We start from the raw sequence: 16423 nt of genomic DNA on the forward strand, positions 1-16423 counted from the left end.
TCGCTCCATCCACTCCTTTGCCGCCCCCATGTCGACTGGGCAAGCCGGGCGGCCTCGCAAAATTAACAGGATTTCCTCCCGTAAATCTCGCCCATTTGCCGCGCACGACCCATTTACCGGGAATTTCGCCCGCTATTCTTTCCGAAATCGGTTATTTAAGCCCGATTGCGGAAAATTAGCTGGGGCTTCTCCAGGTAATCCTTGCCCGCAGCCCGTCCGTCTTAGATTACCGGGAGGTTTTCCCGTTAATCTTTGTCATGCTCTTTGGCCCTGCCCTCGCAAAACAAAGCGCCCGGAGTGCGAAACCGCTCCGGGCGCTTCGTTTCTAGTAAATCCGTCTCCCCCGCTCATCCGGCACGCCGGATTTACGGTAGAAATAAGTGTTGATCACGTCGCGCCAATGCCGGGCGTGCTCGGCCTGCTCCGCCAGCCTTTCGGCGACCCGCGCGTAGCGTTCGGGGTCAACCTTGCCCTCCAGGGAAGTCCACTTGCCCCGCAAGTCTTCCGCCGCTTCCGCGCCTTCGAAATGCGTATCGTAAATGTGCTGGATGACGGTTTTGCCGGAATGCAGCCGGTGGCCGTAGGGGACGTGGTGGAAGAACAGCAGAAGCTCATCCGGACAGGTGTCCGGCGACTCGTACATTTCCCGGTTCGGACTGAAGTACTGCGCGGTATATCCCGTGCCCGTGGCGACGGTCCGATCCACGCCGATGCCGTCCCGGTCGGCAAAATGGTAGGTCCCCCACCGCGAGTACTCGTATCCGTCCACGTCCGGCCCGTAGTGATAGTGGGGGACGACCATCCAGCCGACGCCGAGCGGAGCCGTATAGCTCTCGTAAATCGGCCAGGAGGCCATAAGCATCCGCGTCACCGCATGGCCAACCTCTTTGTCGTCTCCGAAGGTTTGGACCACCCATTCCTGCGCGATATCCTCGGCGGAAAGGTCCGGGTCCCAGGTCAGCCGGCCGTAGCCGTACAGATTGGCCTGGGCGAGCGGATGCCCGGTCCAGCAGACGTCGTCCCCGATATTGGAGACGGCCGCCACGCCGCTGTATTTCATGCCAAACCCCGAGCCCCCGACAATGCGCTTAACCTCCCCGCCATCGGGAACCGCATGCGTACCGAAGTCCAGCACCTGCTTCCACTGCGGGATCAAGTAACACAAATGGCGCTGCTGGCCGGTGTATTCCTGGGTGATCTGGAATTCGATCATCTGATTCGTCTGCCGCATCGCCCCGAACAGCGGGGACACCGGCTCGCGGACCTGGAAGTCCATCGGGCCGTTTTTGATTTGCAGCAGCACGTTGTCCCGGAAGCGGCCGTCCAGCGGCTTAAAGTGGTCGTAAGCCGCCCGCGCCCGGTCCGTGGAGCGGTCGCGCCAATCCTGCATGCAGTTATATACGAAGCAACGCCAAATGACGAGCCCGCCGTACGGTTCAAGCGCCTCGGCCAGCATATTCGCTCCGTCGGCATGATCCCGCCCGTAAGCGAACGGTCCGGGACGATGTTCGGAATCCGCTTTTACGACAAATCCGCCAAAGTCGGGAATATGCCGGTAAATCCGGTGCGCGGTTTCCACCCACCAGCTCCGGACGCCGGCGTCCAGCGGATCGGCGGTACCCGTCCCTCCGATGGCCAGCGGAGCGGCAAAATTGACGCTCAAAAACAGCACGATCCCATACTCCCGAAACACTTCTGCCACGCGCGCGATATCCGGGAGCCCTTCCCCGGTAATGAAGCGGGTTTCTTTTTCATGGACGTTTACGTTGTTGATTGAAATCGCGTTGATGCCCACCGATGCCAGCAAACGGGCGTAATCCCGGATTCGCGGTACGTCCTCCACAATTTTACCGTCCCGGTAAAAAATCGACTTCCCCGCATACCCCCGCTCAATCGATCCGTCCGCATTATCCCACTGATTGATCATCCGCAGCCGGTTTGCCGGGGACGCCTCCGTCGCCAGCGCTTCGGGAGTCAGCCCCAAGGCCATTCCGCGAAGCAGATGAAAAACCCCGTACAATACGCCCGTCTCGGACCCGCCAACCAGTTCCAAACGGTGCCCCGGTCCGGACGGGCGAAGATTTACCGAGTAAGCCTCAGCTTCCCTTTCCCAGCGCCGACTCTCAACTCTTCCGGTCTCTGCTTTTCCGGTTTCCGTTCCCCTCGTCCGAATCACCAGGCAAGGACCGTCGTCCGCAGGCTCACCGCATGAGACTATAGGATCCACGCCCAGCATCTTTCCCGCGCCGTGCCTTAGTTCCCTTAGGGCCGCAGCAAGAACGCCCGGCCCTTGGCCGGGCCTCACCGCCTCGCCTTCGGCGTCAAGATAAATACGTCCAAGCCATTCGGCGTAAATCCGCCGCAGACTGCCTTTCCCCAGTTCGCTGTATTGCAGCCATGCTTTGTATAATGCGCTTTCGGATTCCATCCCTGTTCCTCCTGTGCATCATGATTTCGCATACGAAACGAGACCGCTGCCGACAAGTGGAAAATTCAGCTTCAGCCCAACCCGGCGATCCGGTCATAAGCCGGTTTCGGACGATGCCCGCCGTCGAACAGGAACGGCCAGTTTTTCCGGCCGCGCACCGGAAAATCATTCAGCCACGTATAGTCGTCCGCGGCTCCCCAAAACGTGACGGAGGTAATTTCGTTGCGGTACTCCTTAAGCAGCCGGAAGACCGCTTCATATCGCTCCGCCTGGGCCTCCAGCAATTCCGGCGTAGGCTCCGTCAAATCGGTGCGCTTGTCGTCGAAGCGGAAGACCGACATGTCCAGCTCCGTGAGTTGGAGCTGCAGCCCGAGGGAAGCGTATTTTTCGATTGCGGCGCGAATGTCCTCAAGGGCAGGATCGTAAAGATTCCAATGCGCCTGCAGGCCGATGCCGTGTACCGGGACATCACGGTCCAGCAGTTGCTTCACCAGCGTGTAAATTTTGTCGCGTTTTTGCGGATGCGATTCGTTGTAATCATTATAAAACAGTAGGGCATCCGGGTCGGCCTCATGGGCAAATTCAAAAGCCTTGACGATAAAATCCTGCCCCGCAATGTCCAGCCAGCGGGAGGAGCGCAAAAGTTCCGCGCCTTCGTCGGCAATCACCTCATTCACGACGTCCCAGGCGTAAATATCTCCTTTATAGCGGCCGACCACCGTGTGAATGTGAGCACGCATCCGCTCCAGCAAGACATCCTTGCTCACCGGATCTGCCTGCCGGTCGCGGAAGAGCCAGTCCGTCGTCTGGTTGTGCCACACCAGAGTGTGTCCGCGCATCGCCATGCCATGCTTGCGGGCAAACGCCGCCAAAAGATCGGCTTCCTCAAAGGTGTACACTTCCTCCTGCGGATGAACGCTGGCAAACTTCATCTCGTTCTCGGCGGTAATACTGTTAAAATGATGGGCCAGCAACGCCTCCTGCAAAACAATCGTCTGCGGATTTACCGCCGCCCCGATTTTAAAATCTTCCTGAAACAGCTGCTTTAATGGCGTTTCCGCCCGCTCCCGCTTTTCCATAAAGGCCCTCCTCAAAATATATGATCCAAACCTGCCTCCGAGTTTCATTACTTTTATTCCATCCGCTGCTCAAACCAGTCAAAGCTGGCGGGGCTTGCGCAGGCTTTCCCGTTACCTGTCGCGTACAGACCGATTACGACACCGGTAAAACACATCTTATTCACGAAATCCTCGGGGGAAAGACCGCGGGCGGGCCCCGCCGCCAGCCGGACCCAATCCCCGCCCTCCAGCGAATACAGCAGGTTGTATTCCTCCGCATCCGCGGTGATTTTCAGCCAGACGCGTCCCGCTTCCGTTTTGACCGCGGCCTCTTCCGCCGTCCGTCCCCGAGCCGTCAGCCGCGCGGTGATTACTCTTTTGCCGCCCTGCTTCCTCAGGCAAATTTCATAGTGCGCATCCTCGTCCCTGCGGGCGCAGATTCCCGCTTCCTCCCCCTCTTCAAGCGGCTCGAATTCCAGGCAGGTACTCCAGGCGGCCCGGACCTGCCGCTGTCTGCGGCCGACGAACGCCACCTGGCCGACATCGCTCAAGCCCGCGGCCTGCCCCCGCAGCGTCAGCCAACCCGGACGCTCGGCGAGCGACCAGCTTCCTTCCGCCGGGTTGCGGAGGAAGGTCCAGGCCGCATCCAGCCGCCCGTCGTCGAAGTCATCCTTCCCCGCGGCTTTCGTTACAAGCGGGGAAGGAGAGCCCGGGACCCGCGGCACGTTCATTTCCAGGTTGACGAGACCTTCGTTTTTGTCGATCATCGGCCATCCGTCCTCACTCCAGCGCACCGGCGCCAGAAACGTCTCACGGCCCAGGACACTGTAGCTGTAGCTGTAGCCGTCACCGACCTGACGCACGCCGAGAAACACGGCCCACCAGCCGCCGCTTTGGTCTTCGATCAGGTCCGCATGCCCCAGATACTGGATCGGGTGGTCGATCCCCCGATGCGTCAAAATCGGCTGCGGGCACATTTCAAACGGTCCGTAGGGATGGGAACTCCGCCCGATAATTTCCCGATGCTCTTTGGCCGTTCCGCCCGACGCGCTCATGATATAGTAGAGGTCGCCGATTTTATACAGATGCGGCCCCTCCGTCCACGGACCTCCGTCTCCCCGCCAGATCACGGCCGGTTCCGTCAAGGCCCGGCCCGTTTGAATGTCGATCTCGTACTGGATGACATGGGAGTCGTAATCGGCCCCCTGTTGGGCGGTGACGTAAACCCGGCCGTCATCGTCAAACATCAGGGACGGGTCGATCCCGCCATAGGGAACGGGAATCGGGTCGGACCACGGGCCTGCCGGATCGGTCGCCGTCACATAAAAGTTCCCGATCCCCCGCACATCGGTCGTAATCATGTAAAAAACACCGTCATGATAGCGCAGCGTCGGAGCATAGATGCCGTCGGAACTCCGGCGGCTCCGCAAATCCAGCTGCCCGATCCGGTCCAGCACATGCCCGACCTGTTCCCAATGGATCAGATCCCGGCTGCGAAAGATCGGGACGCCCGGGAAATACTCAAAAGAGCTGCAGATCAGATAAAAATCATCCCCGGCCCGCGTGATGCTCGGGTCGGGGTAAAAGCCGGGAAGGATGGGGTTCGTATACGAAATCGCCTGCGGATGCTTTTTCATTTATTCTTTTACACTCCCCACGTTAAGTCCGACGACAAAGTATTTTTGCATAAACGGATAAACCAGAAGAATCGGTACCGAAGCGACCACCGTAACGGCGGCGCGGATCGACAGCGGGGTTACCATCGAAGCCGCCGTCTCCTGCGTCATCCCCGCTCCGGCTGCCACGGCCGGATTGCTGTTGGCGTTCATGCTGGACGAGAGCAGCTTCATCAGCTCATACTGCAGCGTACTCAGCTCCTGCCGGGAGGAGGTGAACAGGAAGGCGTCAAACCAGGAGTTCCAGGCCCCCACGGCCACGAACAAGGCGATCGTAGCAAGCACGGGCTTGCACAGCGGGAAAATGATCCGCCAGAAAATTTTGAAGTCTCCCGCCCCATCGATCCTGGCCGATTCGACCAGGCTTTCGGGAATCGTCCCGATGTAAGTCCGGATCACGATCAAGTTGAAGGCGCTGATCATGGAAGGCAGAACATAAACCCAAAAGCTGTTGGTCAAATGCAGGTCCTTCATCAGAAAGTATCCCGGAATCAAACCGGCGTTAAAGTACATCGTCAGTACAAAGATGAACGTGATCGGCTTGCGGAACACATACTCCCGGCGGCTTAGCGTATAGGCCAGCATCGTCGTCAAAAAGATGTTGAGCAGCGTGGACAGCACCGTTCTTGCCACCGAGATCAGAAAGGCATTGTAGATGGTGCCCGACACGAACACGGCTTTATAGTTTTGCAGCGTAAATTCTCTGGGCCACAAATACAGTCCGCCCCGGATCGTATCGTTCCCGGCATTGAAGGAGACGACAATGGTGTTCAAAAAGGGATATAACGTAACGATGACAAGCAGCGTCATAAAAATCGCGTTAAAAGTGTTAAAAAGAATCGGCTCCAATCGGCCTCTCCGGATCCGGCGGTTTGCGGTGGCGGCAGACATCTGACGCGGGCTGATCGTTTGATTGTCCATGTTTATAACAGCCTCTCTTCCCCTAGCCGCTTGGCGGTCCAATTTGCGATAAGCAGCATGGTTACGCTGACGACCGTTTTGAATATACCGCCGGCGGTAGCCAGGGAGTAGTTGCCCTGGGCAATGCCGTATTTCAGCACGAAGATGTCGATGGTTTCCGACCAGTCCACCACGAGCCCGTTGCCGAGCAGGTATTGGACTTCAAAGCCGGCTTCCAGAATATGCCCCACGGACATGATCAGCAGAATCACGATTGTCGCCTTGATTCCGGGAATCGTCACATGCAGCATTTTCCGGTAGCGGCTGGCCCCGTCGATATCGGCGGCTTCATACAAGGCCGGGTCGATGGAAGCGATGGCGGCCAGATAGATAATCGTGTTCCAGCCGACTTCCTTCCAGACATGCGAGGCGCCGACAACGCCCCAGAAGTATTTCCCTTCGCTCAGCCACAGGATCGGTTCTTTGATGATGTGCAGTTTCATCAGAATATCGTTGACGATCCCGTCCGAGGCGAGCGAAGTCGCTACGATCCCGGTGACGATAATCCAGGACAAAAAGTGCGGCAGGTACGAGATGGTCTGAACGGTTCGCTTCAGAAACACCTTCTTGATTTCGTTCAACAGCAGGGCCAGAATAATCGCGGTCACAAAACCGAGCACCAGGTTAATGATGCTCATCCCCAGCGTATTGCGCAGCACCCGCCAGAAGCTGTCATCCGAGAACAGAAACTTGAAATGCTTGAAACCCACCCATTCCTGCTGGGCGAAATCCCGGGCCGGCTTGTAGTTTTGAAAGGCCATCGTCCATCCCCAAACAGGGACGTAAGCAAACAATATAATATAAGCGAGCAGCGGGACCGACATAAAAATCAGTTGTCTCTGGCTTTTGATGACGGACCACGTCAACGGCTGTTTTTTTCTCTTTTTCGTTTTCCGGACAGCACTTTTTCCCATCAAGGTCTCATTCATAAATTTGTTCTCCCCGTAAAAGGCTGTTATTTGGGAAAGTGGAAGGCTCCGTCACCTTCCACTTCCAGTGCATCAAAAAGCGTTATTTCACGGTCCAGGTATCGATTCTCCATTTCAGCACTTCATTGATTCGTTCCTCATAGGCCTTCACGTTCAACTTGCCGATTTCTCCCGTATACTCGCTCCAGACCTTATCGAACTCCCCCGGTTTGGCCAGAATCGCCTGCGGCAAAAACTTGGTCGAGAGGTCGTTCAGTTTCGTATTTACGATCTTCGCTTCAGAGCCTTCCACCAAATCGGCGGACCAGGCCGGATAATAAATCGGGTTCTCCGGCGGATCGCTGAAGAAGTCCACATAGCTTTCAAAGCCGTAAGCCGCAAGGAACTCTTTGTCATAAGGCTTCAATCCGGCCTGGTATTCTTCGGGCTGCGCCGCGGCGTCCGTGGCGTTGCCGTCGCTGAAGTACCCCTCCAGTTTCGGACTGGACGCATACAGCGTTTTGGCTTTGTTCCCCAGTTCCCATGTCGCATCCGTCGTTTTCTTGCGCTGTTCCTCGGTTCTCAGGAACCGGCCTTTCTCATTGACGATGTAGTCTTCGCCTTCGATGCCCCAGGTCAAGGTTTTCTGCCAGTCCTCCTGAATCAGGCGGTCCCACATTTTGATAATCCGCACCGGATCCTTGGCGTTGACGCTGATGCCGAATCCGTTATTCAGGTTTAGTGCCGCGCGATCCCGGTAATGATCCCGAGTACTGGGGTCGTAAACGAGCGGAAGTCCAACATACGTTCGCTCCAGCTTTTCCTGCGTAATCAGGGCATTCTCGGCACTTTGGAAGTTCCAGTGCTGGTCGAACATCCCCAGGACCGTACCGCTAGAGATTTTCGCCATGTACTGGTCATAGTTCTGGGTAAACGTCTCCTTATCGATCAGGCCGAGCTGGTTCACTTCGTTTAGCTTTTGGTAGTATTTCTTGGCATAGTCCTTGTTGGCATAGATCTCCGCTTTCCCGTCCTTGACCACCACGCCGCCATCGTTCGGATGACCGATCAAATGTTGAGGCGCGTTGAACAAGCCCCAGTTTTTCCAGTCGTAGTTCAGGATTTCGAAGCCGATGGTCGGGCTCCCATCGATGGTCGGGTACTTCTCCTTGTACTTGGCGATCAGATCGAAATACTCGTCCAGCGTCTTTACTTTCGGATACCCGAACTCCTTAAGCACCGCCTTTTGAATCCAGAAGGCCGGCCCGGAGTACCAGGTGGAGGCAACCTCCCCGTTATAAGCTCCATAATTCGGCAAGGTGTAAATATGACCATCGTTCGGGTCCTTCATCATGTTCCAGTATTTTTCATAGTGTTTTTTCAAATTCGGTGCATGTTCTTCGATGAGGTCTTCGAGAGGTATAAAAGCGCCGGCCGCCGTCAGCTTCGTGTTGGCGGTCATAATATCCGGGTAATCGGAGCCCGCGATCATGACGCCCAGCTTTTGATTGATATCACCGGCCAGGAATTCGAATTTGAACGTGACGCCGAGCTCGTCTTTAATCTTTTTGTAAATCTTGTTGTCCGGCGTGGGCTGCTGTCCGGCTTCCCCGATAAATGCGGTAATTTCAAACGGTCCGTCCGCTCCCTGTCCTCCAGTGTTGCTCTTTCCGGCCTTGGAAGCATTGTTGCCGCCGCCGCATCCCGAAAGAATGACGCCGAGCGATAACAGCATGATCATGCTGAGCCGGAGTACTGATTTAGACTTGCCCCCCATGTAAAGCACCTCCGAATGGATTTGGTACCCTCAGGTTTTGTAAGCCCTTACAAGTACCTGTTTTCATTGTAAGAGCGTTTCCAACGCCGAACTATATCACAATTAAAGCTTTTACCCCTAAAAACTTTAGGTTCTGCTTTTGTACTCCTTGGGAGACATGCCGTGTCTTTTTTCAAATTGCTTCAGGAACTGCCCGTAATTTGCGTAACCGATCTGCTCCGCTATGTCGCAGTTTTTCATCTCCCTCTCGTCAAGCAGCCTCAGCGCTTCTTCAATCCTTAAATCGTGAACCATATCGTGAAAAGAGACCCCGTTCTTCTTCATCAGCAGTTGCCCCAAATATACCGGGTGGAGATAAAATATTTCCGCCAGTCTTTTAATGGTCAGAGCTTCGCGGTAGTGCCCCAGAATGTAACGATTAATCTCCTCCACGATGCCCTTGGCCTTTCGCGCTTGCTCCCGGGAGAGCAAGTCGATGCAAGCTTCACCGAAGGAACTCAAACATTCCATCATCCCCCCCAGTGTAGGATAGGCGGACACCCCGGGAACGTGAAAAGGACCCAAGGCCTCTTCCGCTTGATCCCCCAGCATTTCGCGGAGATATTCCGAAATCTTGTACAGCAGGTGAATCACCGCCTTCTCCACGATATCGGGGGCCATGCGTTTCTCTCGAAAGCTGCGGGCCGCCATAGTTACCGCCTCCTCAAAATCGTCCGCTTTCATGAGCTGAATCGCTTCGATGATCCGGTCCGTCAGCGGTATCTGATCATAATGGTGATTGAAGGAAAGCGACCGGGTTGCCTCATGGGTGAAGATTTGCGGAAAATCGCCTTCCTCATAAAATCTGTGGGACATCGCCCGGATGGCCGTCACATAGCTATGCCCGATCTCGTACAGCGATTTGCAGCCTTCTCCCAGAGCCAGGCAGACCGGTCGTCCGGCATACCCGCGAATCAGTTCGCTCATGACGTCCCCGGATTTCGCCTCCCCCGTCGCCTTCCCCGCGTCTTCGCCGTAAACCAGAACGAATTGGTCGGAATCCAGATCGATCAAATAAAGAGCCTCGTTGTCCTCCAACAGAGAGGAGGCCCACTCTCTGGCCTCCCGAAACCCGTCCTCCTCGGCTTGAACGAGGCAGCAGTTCCATGCCGCCCGGCTTGCCGAAACCCTGTCGAGAAGCGGGCACGGCCGGACGGCCTTCGTCCCCCCCGGGTCCGCCAGAAGCTGCCTGACCAGGGCGGCCGTCTCCTCGTAAGCCGCGACCCGGCCAACCCGGCTTCGTTCGGCTTCCCGCAGAAGCTCGTCGCGGATTTGCTCCAGCTCCGCCGCGGCTTCCTCCGCTTCCACCGGTTTGAGCAAATAATGGGTAATGCCGAACCGCATCGCCTTTTGGGCATACTCAAACTCACTGTACCCGCTCATCAGGGCAAACCTCATCGGTCTGGCCGAGCGCGCCTTCCACGCCTCAATCATTTCCAGCCCGTTCATCAGCGGCATATTCACGTCCGTTACGACGAGATCGGGCTCCAGTTCCTCGATTAACCGCAGCCCTTCCCTGCCGTTCGAGCCGGTCCCGCAAATTTCATATCCGAGGGCCTCCCAGTCGATCCACAGCTGCATGCCTTCCAAAGCTCCCGGCTCATCGTCGACCAACAACACTTTAAACGCCATCGACGTTCCCCCTATCTTCGTCATTCTGATGCTCGAGCAGCCTGATCGGAATATCAAACGACACCGTCGTCCCTTCGTTCGGGCGGCTGGCGATATCAAAGCGGACTTGATCGTCATAATACAATTCCAGCCTGCGGTATACGTTCCGGATGCCGATGCTGCTTCCCGACGCATTCTCGTTGCGTACCGACAAAATCAATTCCCGAAGTCGGCCCGTTTCCATCCCGATGCCGTTATCGGAAATGACAATGCGCAGCCGTCCTTCGGCGACGAAGGCTTTGATCCAGACCAATCCCAGCCCTTCCGCCGCCTGGATTCCGTGCTTGCAGGCATTCTCCACCAGCGGCTGGATGCTCATTTTCGGGATTTTATAACGCAGCGCCTCGTCATCGATTTCGCACTGAAACTCAAATTTGTCCCGAAAGCGGAATTTTTCGATTTTGAGATACATTTCGATAAACCTCATCTCTTCTTCCACGGGGACCAGATCCTCTTGCCAGCTGAGCAATCGCCGAAGGAGCTTGGACAAACTTTTAATGATATCGGTAACGTCGGTATATTGGTTTTTGGTGCACACGACCAGAATGGCATTCAGCGTGTTGAACAGGAAGTGCGGGTTCATCTGACTCTGCAAAAAGTTCAATTCCGCCCGGACCCGTTCCATCTCCAGGCTCTTCTTTTGAATCTCCAATTTATACACATTGTTGATCAAAGAATTGATCCGCGAGGTCATGATATTGAAATTCCGGATCAATCCCCCAATTTCATCGCGCCCTTCATCGATCCGGATCAGATCAAACTTCTCGTTCGTCACCTTCTGCATGTGCCGCGACAGCCGCTTCACCCGGTAATTGTAAGATCGCAGCATGACATAAATAAAAACCGACGTAATCAACGTAATCGCCGCCGCCAAAAAACCGACATACAGCCGCATGTCCAGCATCGCCTTCGTGACCCGGTTCCCCTGCGGAACTCCGATCAGCCGCCAGCCCTTGACATACTTGGCCGTACCGATCGCAACCTCATAGGGACCCATGCTCCGCGAATCGCCCGAATCCGGCGTGAACTTCGGATAACCTTCACTCGTGGAGACGACCCGCTGATATCCGCCCTCCGTGGACATAATGACTTCGTTGTTCTCATTGACCAGGAAAAGATTCAGATAGTCCCTTTCGCGAGCGATCACGTCATAAATCCGGCTTAAATCGATATCGATCCGCAGCAGCTTGTCAAAGGTGCCGTAATAGTCAAAATAGTCCATTTTTTCGATCACGCTCAAGTAGGGAGCCGTCAGCGTTTGATTGCTCGCTTGTTTTGCGCGGTAGGCGGCCACCATAACGGACGCCTTCGACTCCTCCCACATTCGGTACCAATCGCTCTCCCGGACCTCTTGATCGATAATGTGGTAATTGCCGCCCGGAACGATGGTGGTGTTCTCCGTAAAAATACCGATCTGCAAGATCTGGTTATTGACCGGAATATAACTGCTCACCCGGTTTCGAAGCTGCTCGTCGAACGCCGCGTAGAAATCGAGTGGATCCTTATAGGTCCGGTCCAGCATCTCATACAGCGTCTTATCCGTATTTAAAGCGTGGCTGACCGCCACCCCGCCGTCGATGAAGTCGTGAATATCCTTCCTGGCCCGTTCCAGCGAAATTTCGAGGTTCTGATCCTCCCTTTCCCGGATCAAACCGGACATCCGGTCCATGAACAGCAGATTAAGCAGAAGGATTGGCAGCAGCACGCCGACAATATAAATCATAAAAAACTTGTAATTCAAAGGAATGTCGTTGACGAATTTGGTGAAGCCGGTTTTTCGTTTCCACATGATCAACACCGTCCCGTGATTCAATCCGCCCGCTTCCGTTCCGGCTCCTGCTTATAGGCCGACGGCAGCACGCCGGTCTTGCTCTTGAATTTGCTGATAAAATAATCCGCATTCGGATATCCGACCTGCAGCGCGATCTCCGAAATTTTCATCTGCGACCGCTTCAACAGCCTTTTCGCCTCAGCTATCCGTTTCTCGTGCAAATACTCGTTAAAGGTTTTGCCCGTCTGTTTTTTGAACAGTTGGCCAAGATAGGTGGCGTTCAGATGGTAGTGCCTGGCCAGGTCCTGAAGCTGCAGTTTGGTCCGGTATTCCCGGTCCACCTGCCGGATCACGTGAAAAATCGTATTGTTTTCGTTTTTGAGCCGCAGCTCGGAAAGAAGCGAGCCCGCCTCGAGGCAAAGGCAATGGACATACCTCTTTAAGGCCGGGTAATCCTGAACCTCGCTCAACCGCCCGCAGTTCCCCTGCACTTTGTGCATGTACGCATCGGGCGCCCCTTCCATTTCCTGAACCATCCGGCATAGGCGGAATTCGAGATCGGCCACAAGGGCCTTCGCCGCCGCAAGCCCGGTCCGGCGCCCGAACAGGGCACCGAAAACCTCATCCAGCGCCATGTCGAGCTTGGCCGTATCCCCAATGCCCGTACAGTCCAGAAGGCGCCCGAATTTTTCTTGGAGCTGTGTATCCTGCCGGGGGCAGAACGTTTCCTGGTCGCGGAAATAAAAGAGCCCCGCTTTCCCCTGGCAGCGTTTCGTCTTACAGAGTTCCTTCGCCTGCAAATAGAGCTCGCGGATCGCCCGGATTCCTCTCAGCCTCCCGCTGACGGCGATGATCGCGGACGACTTGGGACCCGCCTCCTCGGTCCCCCCGGCCGGCCTGCCCAACTGTAAGCCGATCTCCTGCAGCCGGGCTTCCGGATGGGCGGACGCCGGAAGAATAAATCCGAAGCGGGCCGCGCTGTCGTGAAAAGACCGCACCGGCTCCTCGGGAAAAACAGCGCGGAATCTCCGCTCCACCTCGGCCCGATCCGCCACGCCGTCCACCAGCACGCAGATCAATTCCGCATCGCCCGGAAGGTTCAAGCCCCGTATGGCTTGCTGTTCCAGGCCTTCGTTATACTCGCCCTGCGTCAAGCGCCCCAATATATTGCCCGCGAACAGCAGTTGCCGCTGCCTGTGGGTTTCTTCCGCCGCAAGCTCCCCCTGGATTTGAGCGCCAAGCCGCTCCAAAATCGCCTCGATCTCCTCTTCATCGATCGGCTTCAGCAAATATTCTGCGACCCTTTGGCGCATCGCCGTAAGGGCATAGTTGAAATCATCGTAGCCGCTCAGCACCACGAATTTCGGCGGCCGCTTCAGCGCCCGGTTCGAGCGTTTGATCAGCTCCAGACCGCCATAGACCGGCATTCGAATGTCGGTCAGCACCAATTCGGGCATAAGCCGCTGGATCAAACCGAACGCCTCCGGGCCGTTCGAGGCTTCGCCGCATACCCGAAAGCCGTATTGCTCCCACTTGATCATGGTCCGGAGCCCATCCAGAACCAACGGCTCGTCGTCAACCAAAAGAACATTCATCATCCGTTCATCCGCTCCTTCGGGCGATTTATTCCACTTTTTTTGTAACTTGACCGATGGACCCGCAATGTAAGCGCCATCACAAATTCATGCTACCATACTTGTATGGTAGTTGAAATATAAAAGTGACCCCTGATTTCGCGGTCCGCACCGGGGCAATAAGGCTCTTTCAATAAATCAGAAACAAATTCACGATTTTCACGTCTATGTATATAGATATAGTTTTAGGAAAACTTTGGATCATGTCTTGTAGACTAATAATTTTTTTTTGCAAAGGAACAATTAAAATGAAAAATCTAAAATTAAAATATGCTACTGCTTTCCTGTCGAGTATAGTGCTGGTGGGAAGTGTAAGTGGCTTTTCTGTTGCCGATGCTAAAAGTACATTACGCTCTAATACGTATGTTAAAAGTTCAATTAATACTGTAAATCCATCTGTATATCAGTCCATAACTAAATTTAAAAAGAGCGAAACTTCAAATCAGGTGATCTGGAAAGAGAAAAGTATTTCGTTAGTAGCAAAAAAAATTGAGCTAGAAAATGCTCCGGGTCCTGAGCAAAGTGTTATTACATCAATATCGATTAAAAAAGGAAAAAAGAGTTACACCATTAAAACAGATGGATATAATGATAAACTGTGTGATATTTCGAGCGCAGCATTATCTCCTTCTAATACATGGTTAGCTATACAGGCACAACATAGTGCGGGAGATACCTTAATACTGGTCAATCTTAAAACCGGAAAATCTGCTATTGTTAATGATCTGTTAAAGGCTAAAGGTAAAAAAGATATTGAATCAATTCCTGCTTATAACTGGTCACCTAAAGAAGATCAAATTGCTTTTTCGTACGGTGATACATCAAGCAGCTCCTTAGCCATTTATAATACAACAAAGGATGCCTTTATATATCTTCCCAGGGAAACGGATTATATTAGCACAAGCCTGATTTTATGGCATAAAAATGGAAAAAATTTGGACTATATAAGTGAGTATCCATCTAACCAAAAAAAATTATATAGATACTCTTTGGAAAGCAAAAAAGTAAAAACCATTAAAAAAATTAGTCAAAGTGAATTTCAAAAATGGTTCAACTTGATAAATACAAAGCAAATTAATGCAAAAAAGGGCTAGGTAAATCCCACCCTTTAAATTTTAGCTCTCACTTATTGTGATTTTACCGGAGCTTCCGTTTGCCTCAAGCATTTCAATTAACTCTCTTTGGTCACTGTTAGTAAGTCTGATGCAACCGGATGAAAAAAACTCCTCATAAAAAGGAGTTTTCTCGTCTAAATCCAGTTAATATAGCTAAAGCCGTATACGGAGCCCAGGGTCATCACGACGGTCCATCCGACCAGGCTGACGCCCATCCAGCCGATCACGCGGGTCCGTGAGGAACCGAACGTCAGCGCCATCAAAGCCGCGAGATCCGTCCCGACCAGCACCGGCGCCAGCAGCGCGAGCCCGGGCAGGCCGTAGCGCTCCCACAGATTTCTTGCGCGGGTCTCTCTTTTGTTTTCGGCCGTAATGCCTTTTGCCTCTCTCCTTTTATCACGCCAATTCCGGTATGTATTGAACAATAGCCCCAGCAGCACGATCATTAGAAAATTGCCGGCAAACCCGACGATAGCCACGGCGACCGGCGATAACCCCCAGACGATTCCGGCCGGAACGACGATAAACACGTCTAGCCAAGGCGCGGCCGCCAGCAAAAATAAAGCGACATATTGCCAGATCCCCTCGGCCTGTTCAGCCCATTCCAACATATAAGTCTCTTCCCTCCCAGTCCGATTCTTGGTGAAGCGATGCCTTGCCACTCGCCCCCGCTCCCTTTATGAGCGTACTCAAAAAAACGTTCCCCTGCAACCTTCGGCTGCGGGGGAACGCTCTGATCCGGCCGATCTTATTCCGGCCGTTGCAAGGAAAACACGCCGCCGATCCGGGCATAATTCTGCCCGGCTAGCCGGCTGACGGCTCCCAGTCCGGCGGCGTCGATGCGTCCGTCTTCATAAATCGCCTCCGCGATATGAAACCGGACCACCCGGCCGATCAGCAGATCGGCCGCCGGTGCGCCGGCCTTGCCCCCGATCGGAAGGGCCTGCTCCAGCAGGCACTCCATCCGTACCTTGGCTTCGGCTACGCCGGGCACCGAAATGCGCTCGCTCGCGATCGCCGTCAGCTCCGCCAAGGCGGCCTCGCTCTCCTCCGGCGGCAGGGGCGACGCCGTCGTGTTGACTTGCGCGATGTAAGATTCATCCGCAATATGGACGACGAAGGCCCCGCGCTCCAGCGCATTCCGGGCCGTATCCTTGGGCTGCCCCTGCTTGCGCTGGACAGAAACCGAGATCATCGGCGGATCGGCGGTCACGATATTGAAGTAACTGAACGGGGCCGCATTCAGGATCCCGCTGGCGGACAGGGTGGTCACCAGCGCGATCGGCCTCGGAATGATCGTGCCCGTCAGCAGCTTATAATTGTCCCGTTCGCTCTGGGCATCCGGGTCGATCGAGCGCATTTTCGGCGACATAAGGCTCCCCCTCT

Annotated in this window: 12 protein-coding genes; 1 reads left to right on the top strand and 11 read right to left on the bottom strand. The window is 54.7% G+C overall.

What is annotated here, in order from left to right:
- Positions 1–325: 325 nt before the first annotated feature.
- The 9 genes from V4U84_RS04935 to V4U84_RS04975 all read right to left on the bottom strand — a co-directional run bounded on the left by V4U84_RS04935 (position 326) and on the right by V4U84_RS04975 (position 13886).
- A complete protein-coding gene (locus V4U84_RS04935) occupies positions 326–2428 on the bottom strand; it encodes an alpha-glucuronidase family glycosyl hydrolase (protein ID WP_334076840.1) in 2103 nt (700 codons plus the stop codon).
- A 71-nt stretch (positions 2429–2499) separates the two neighbouring features.
- Positions 2500–3507, bottom strand: coding sequence for an endo-1,4-beta-xylanase (locus V4U84_RS04940; protein WP_334076841.1), 1008 nt, complete (start codon positions 3505–3507; stop codon positions 2500–2502).
- Between the two features lie 53 nt (positions 3508–3560).
- A complete protein-coding gene (locus tag V4U84_RS04945) occupies positions 3561–5123 on the bottom strand; it encodes a glycoside hydrolase family 43 protein (protein WP_334076842.1) in 1563 nt (520 codons plus the stop codon).
- Positions 5124–6083: a carbohydrate ABC transporter permease gene (locus V4U84_RS04950; RefSeq protein ID WP_334072347.1), complete on the bottom strand. Its 960-nt coding sequence runs from the start codon at positions 6081–6083 to the stop codon at positions 5124–5126.
- 2 nt (positions 6084–6085) lie between these two features.
- On the bottom strand, positions 6086–7051 hold the full coding sequence (locus tag V4U84_RS04955; protein ID WP_334076843.1) for an ABC transporter permease: 966 nt from the start codon (positions 7049–7051) through the stop codon (positions 6086–6088).
- Between the two features lie 82 nt (positions 7052–7133).
- A complete protein-coding gene (locus V4U84_RS04960; RefSeq protein ID WP_334072349.1) occupies positions 7134–8807 on the bottom strand; it encodes an extracellular solute-binding protein in 1674 nt (557 codons plus the stop codon).
- Between the two features lie 126 nt (positions 8808–8933).
- Entirely contained in the window at positions 8934–10478 is a 1545-nt protein-coding gene (locus tag V4U84_RS04965; RefSeq protein WP_334076844.1) for a response regulator transcription factor, read from the bottom strand.
- Entirely contained in the window at positions 10468–12306 is a 1839-nt protein-coding gene (locus V4U84_RS04970) for a sensor histidine kinase (protein WP_334076845.1), read from the bottom strand. The genes V4U84_RS04965 and V4U84_RS04970 overlap by 11 nt, the downstream gene beginning before the upstream one ends.
- A 20-nt stretch (positions 12307–12326) precedes the next feature.
- On the bottom strand, positions 12327–13886 hold the full coding sequence (locus V4U84_RS04975) for a helix-turn-helix domain-containing protein (protein ID WP_334076846.1): 1560 nt from the start codon (positions 13884–13886) through the stop codon (positions 12327–12329).
- 284 nt (positions 13887–14170) lie between these two features.
- Here V4U84_RS04975 and V4U84_RS04980 point away from each other — a divergent pair, with 284 nt between their 5' ends.
- Entirely contained in the window at positions 14171–15016 is an 846-nt protein-coding gene (locus tag V4U84_RS04980) for a hypothetical protein (protein WP_334072353.1), read from the top strand.
- 155 nt (positions 15017–15171) lie between these two features.
- Here V4U84_RS04980 and V4U84_RS04985 read toward each other — a convergent pair whose 3' ends face one another.
- On the bottom strand, positions 15172–15648 hold the full coding sequence (locus tag V4U84_RS04985; protein ID WP_334072354.1) for a small multi-drug export protein: 477 nt from the start codon (positions 15646–15648) through the stop codon (positions 15172–15174).
- Positions 15649–15785: 137 nt separating this feature from the next.
- Complete coding sequence (locus V4U84_RS04990; protein ID WP_334072732.1) at positions 15786–16397, bottom strand: flavin reductase family protein; 612 nt, start codon at positions 16395–16397, stop codon at positions 15786–15788.
- Between the last annotated feature and the right edge of the window lie 26 nt (positions 16398–16423).

Source organism: Paenibacillus sanfengchensis, assembly GCF_036864765.1.
GTDB lineage: Bacteria > Bacillota > Bacilli > Paenibacillales > Paenibacillaceae > Fontibacillus > Fontibacillus sanfengchensis.

Excerpts from the sequence above, each read along its gene's own strand:
- V4U84_RS04935 (WP_334076840.1), bottom strand. The coding sequence starts at position 2,428 with ATGGAATCCGAAAGCGCATTATACAAAGCATGGCTGCAATACAGCGAA.
- V4U84_RS04940 (WP_334076841.1), bottom strand. The coding sequence starts at position 3,507 with ATGGAAAAGCGGGAGCGGGCGGAAACGCCATTAAAGCAGCTGTTTCAG.
- V4U84_RS04945 (WP_334076842.1), bottom strand. The coding sequence starts at position 5,123 with ATGAAAAAGCATCCGCAGGCGATTTCGTATACGAACCCCATCCTTCCC.
- V4U84_RS04950 (WP_334072347.1), bottom strand. The coding sequence starts at position 6,083 with ATGGACAATCAAACGATCAGCCCGCGTCAGATGTCTGCCGCCACCGCA.
- V4U84_RS04955 (WP_334076843.1), bottom strand. The coding sequence starts at position 7,051 with ATGAATGAGACCTTGATGGGAAAAAGTGCTGTCCGGAAAACGAAAAAG.
- V4U84_RS04960 (WP_334072349.1), bottom strand. The coding sequence starts at position 8,807 with ATGGGGGGCAAGTCTAAATCAGTACTCCGGCTCAGCATGATCATGCTG.
- V4U84_RS04965 (WP_334076844.1), bottom strand. The coding sequence starts at position 10,478 with ATGGCGTTTAAAGTGTTGTTGGTCGACGATGAGCCGGGAGCTTTGGAA.
- V4U84_RS04970 (WP_334076845.1), bottom strand. The coding sequence starts at position 12,306 with ATGTGGAAACGAAAAACCGGCTTCACCAAATTCGTCAACGACATTCCT.
- V4U84_RS04975 (WP_334076846.1), bottom strand. The coding sequence starts at position 13,886 with ATGATGAATGTTCTTTTGGTTGACGACGAGCCGTTGGTTCTGGATGGG.
- V4U84_RS04980 (WP_334072353.1), top strand. The coding sequence starts at position 14,171 with ATGAAAAATCTAAAATTAAAATATGCTACTGCTTTCCTGTCGAGTATA.
- V4U84_RS04985 (WP_334072354.1), bottom strand. The coding sequence starts at position 15,648 with ATGTTGGAATGGGCTGAACAGGCCGAGGGGATCTGGCAATATGTCGCT.
- V4U84_RS04990 (WP_334072732.1), bottom strand. The coding sequence starts at position 16,397 with ATGCGCTCGATCGACCCGGATGCCCAGAGCGAACGGGACAATTATAAG.